At 66.0% G+C, this 3,568-nt stretch carries 2 protein-coding genes and 1 pseudogene; 2 read left to right on the top strand and 1 reads right to left on the bottom strand.

Annotation, left to right across the window (positions count from 1 at the left end; all coding sequences use genetic code 11):
- Positions 1–107: 107 nt before the first annotated feature.
- Positions 108–2,378, top strand: coding sequence for a cytochrome P450 (locus NZL82_RS19655; RefSeq protein ID WP_314732904.1), 2,271 nt, complete (start codon positions 108–110; stop codon positions 2,376–2,378).
- A 169-nt stretch (positions 2,379–2,547) separates the two neighbouring features.
- On the top strand, positions 2,548–3,444 hold the full coding sequence (locus NZL82_RS19650; protein WP_261271376.1) for a DMT family transporter: 897 nt from the start codon (positions 2,548–2,550) through the stop codon (positions 3,442–3,444).
- 16 nt (positions 3,445–3,460) lie between these two features.
- Here NZL82_RS19650 and NZL82_RS19645 read toward each other — a convergent pair.
- Positions 3,461–3,568: pseudogene (locus tag NZL82_RS19645) on the bottom strand (IS5/IS1182 family transposase); the annotation flags it as partial.

Here is a 3,568-nt window from a genome sequence, read left to right as displayed (position 1 = left end):
CTCCCCGACAATCAACCTGAGACATAGGTCTTGCCAGCGGCAATCAAACACACCAAAACGACCTCGTCGCGATCAGCGCTTCTCATCCTGATCGTCGCTAACTTCTCATCCAGATCGTCGCGCTACAGACGATCGACGATATCGGACGGCTGACCTATGTCGAGCAGGTCCTGCAGGAGACGCTGCGGCTCTGGCCGACCGCGCCGGCCTTCGGCGTCCACCCGCGCGTGGCGACGACGATCGGCGGCCGCTATGCCGTCAACCCGGACGACACGCTGCTCATACTGACGCCGGTCCTCCACCGGGACCCGACCGTTTGGGACGCGCCGGAGGCATTCCGCCCCGAGCGGTTCGCGCCCGAGGTCGCGGCCAAGTTGCCGCCCCACGCATGGAAGCCATTCGGCAACGGCCAGCGTGCTTGCATCGGGCGCGGCTTTGCCATGCAGGAGGCGATCCTGGTCATGACGCTGATGCTCCAGCGCTTCGACATCAGCCTGGCCGACCGCGACTATAAGCTGGTGGTGAGCGAGACTCTGACGCTGAAGCCCGCCAACCTCCATATCCATGCGCGTCGGCGTGATGGGCCGGCGGCACGGCCGCGCAGCATGGCGCAAGACGCCCTGACACGTCCGCTGAGCGCGCCGACAGAACCGAGCTCGGGCGACGATGGGTCCCTTCTCGTTCTCTATGGCAGCAACACCGGCACCAGCGAAGCCTTCGCCCAGCGGATCGGCGCGGATGCCGCCGCGCAGGGCTATGCCGCGACCGTCGCGCCGCTCGACGATTACGCCACCGGACTGCCCGAGGGCGTGCCCCTGATCGTCGCCACCGCCTCCTATGAGGGGCGCCCGCCCGACAATGCGGCGCGGTTCGTCACATGGGTCGAGGGCCTGCCCGATCATGCGCTGGACGGACGACGTTACGCGGTGTTCGGCTGCGGCAATCGCCAATGGGCCCGCACCTGGCAGGCGATCCCCAAGCGCGTCGATGCCGCACTGGCCAAGGCCGGCGCGCAGGCCTTCCATACGCGCGGCGAAGGCGATGCCGCTGGCGATCTGTTCGGCGCTTTCGAGAACTGGTATGCCGGTCTCTGGCCGTCGCTCGCGGCATCGGAGGGACGCGAACCGGCCATCCAGGCGCAGCCCCGGATCGATGTGGAGGTGCGGCGCGGGACGCGCGAACGCGTGCTCAAGCTCGACGAGCTGCAACGCGGCACCGTCCTCCTCAATCGCGAGCTGGTCGACATGCACCGCCCCGGTGCGCGCTCGAAACGGCATATCGAGATCGCCCTGCCTAAGGGCATGACCTATCGCGCCGGTGACTATCTGGCGGTGTTGCCGAGCAATCCGCCCGAAACGGTGCGCCGCGCCCTTATCCGCTTTGGCCTGGAGCCGGACACGGAGGTGATCGTCCACGGCGCGCCTGGTGTGCCCTCTGCCCTGCCCGTCGACCGGCCTGTCACGGCCGAGATGCTGTTCGGCGACTATCTGGAGTTGCAGCAGCCCGCGACGCGGGGGCAGATTTCTACGCTCGCCGCGGCCATAGCCTGCCCGCCGGAGCGCAAGGAAGCCGAGCGGCTGACAAAGGAGGATGTCTATGCCGCGGAGATATTGGCCCAGCGGGTGACGTTGCTCGACCTGCTGGAGCGCTTCGCATCGGCCGACATGGCGCTTGGCACGTTCATCGCCGCCCTTCCCCCGATGCGCGCCCGCCAATATTCGATCGCCTCGTCACCGCTCGTCGATCCAAACCGGTGTGCGCTCACGGTATCGGTGTTGGAGGCGCCGGCACTCGGCGCCGATCGGTTGCACCAAGGCGTCGCCTCGACCTTCCTCGCCCGGCTGAAGGAAGGCACGACGCTCGGCGTGGCAGTGCGACCCAGTCAGGCGAGATTTCATTTGCCTGCCGATCCGCTGACGCCAGTGATCATGGTCTGCGCCGGCAGCGGCATCGCACCGTTTCGCGGTTTTCTTCAGGAACGAGCCCTACGAAAGGCCGGTGGCGAGCCGCTCGGTCCGGCCCTGCTCTTCTTCGGCGTGCGCGATCCGGATACCGATTTTCTGTATCGCGAGGAACTGGAGGATTGGCAGGACGCCGGCGTGGTGACCTTGCGCATGGCCTTCTCGGCGACGGAGCAGGACGGCATCGTTCATGTCCAGGATGCCATCTGGCGGGATCGCAAGGAGATCGCTGCTCTGTTTCGCAACGGGGCACGCATCCTGCTCTGTGGCGATGGAGAGCATATGGCACCAGCCGTGCGAGGAGCCTTCATCCGTATCTATGAGGCGGAAACCGATGCCAGCCATGCGGAGGCGCTTGCCTGGGCGGAGCGGATCGAGCGGGAGGCCGTGCGCTATGTCGCCGACATCTATGCATGATGTCACCTCAAGCGCTCATGTTCAAACGGTCTCCGCCTTGCCGGGCACTCTAGGCGCAAGTGACCCAAACGGGGCCATTCGCCACTCGTTTCCGGCTTAGCAACAGCGGACGCTGGTTCATCGGGCACCGCCTATCGCCAAATGCCGCAGAATACGGCAACGGGGCGGGATGAACCGTCTCGCCTTTCTTGCCCTTGCCTTGGCCGGACTTGCCTGGGGGCTTGGCTTTCCACTCGGCAAATTGGCCCTGCGCGAACTCGACCCGGCGCATATGGTGCTGCTCCGCTTCATCGTGGCCAGCATCGTCGCTTGTCCATTCGCCTTTGCCACGAAGGAGGCGCGAGCACTGTTCCGTTCGCCACCGGTACTGCTGGCGGGCGCGCTCTACGGATTGGCCTTTGTGATCCAGTTTGAGGGGCTGGCCGGGGTTACCGTCACTCTCGCTGCCCTGCTGGTCGGAGCGATGCCCGCACTGATCGCAGTCGCGGCCTATCTGATCGGCGAACGTGTCACCCGCGCCTCGTGGATCGGCGTCGTCGCAGCCACTGGCGGCGCGGCTTTGATCGCTGGCAAGCCGGGCGGCGCCGGGACTGCGATCGGCATTGCGCTCTCATTGGCCTCGCTACTGATCTTCCTGGCTTGGCTGCTGGCGCTCAAGCGCGTGCCTGCGACGCGATCAGCGATGGCAGTGCCTGCCGTCACGTTGGTTGTGGCGACGCTCACCGTGCTGCCGATCGCTTTGCTGCTCCACGGTGCGCCCCCACTCGCGCTCAGCGCGGTCGCCTGGAGCGGGATCGTTGGCCAGGGTCTCCTCTCCACCTTCCTTGCCACGGCCGCGTGGCAGTATGGCGCGGCCCGCGTCGATAGCGCCAGTGCCGGCGTGTTTATCAACATCGAGCCGTTGATCGGTGCAGCGCTCGGCATCAGCCTGTTCGGTGATCCGGTGGGATGGCCCGTCCTGGTGGGCGGAATACTGATTGTGCTTGGCAGCATTGTCGTCGTTCGCGGCGAACGCCCCAACGCCAGTCACGCCGCGGACGCTACGCATGGTCTGTCGATGGACTAGGGTCAGGACTCGTTGATCACAGCCAGAAGATGACGGTGGCAGCGAGGGTGATGGCGGAAAAGAAGGCGGTAGGGCAGCGATCGTATCGGGTTGCGACGCGGCGCCAGTCCTTGAGGCGACCGAA

It is taken from the genome of Sphingomonas sp. LC-1 (assembly GCF_025371035.1).
GTDB classification, from domain to species: Bacteria; Pseudomonadota; Alphaproteobacteria; order Sphingomonadales; family Sphingomonadaceae; genus Sphingomonas; species Sphingomonas sanguinis_E.
Note: the sequence above shows the minus strand (reverse complement) of the source record. Positions and strands in the feature narration are given on the sequence as shown.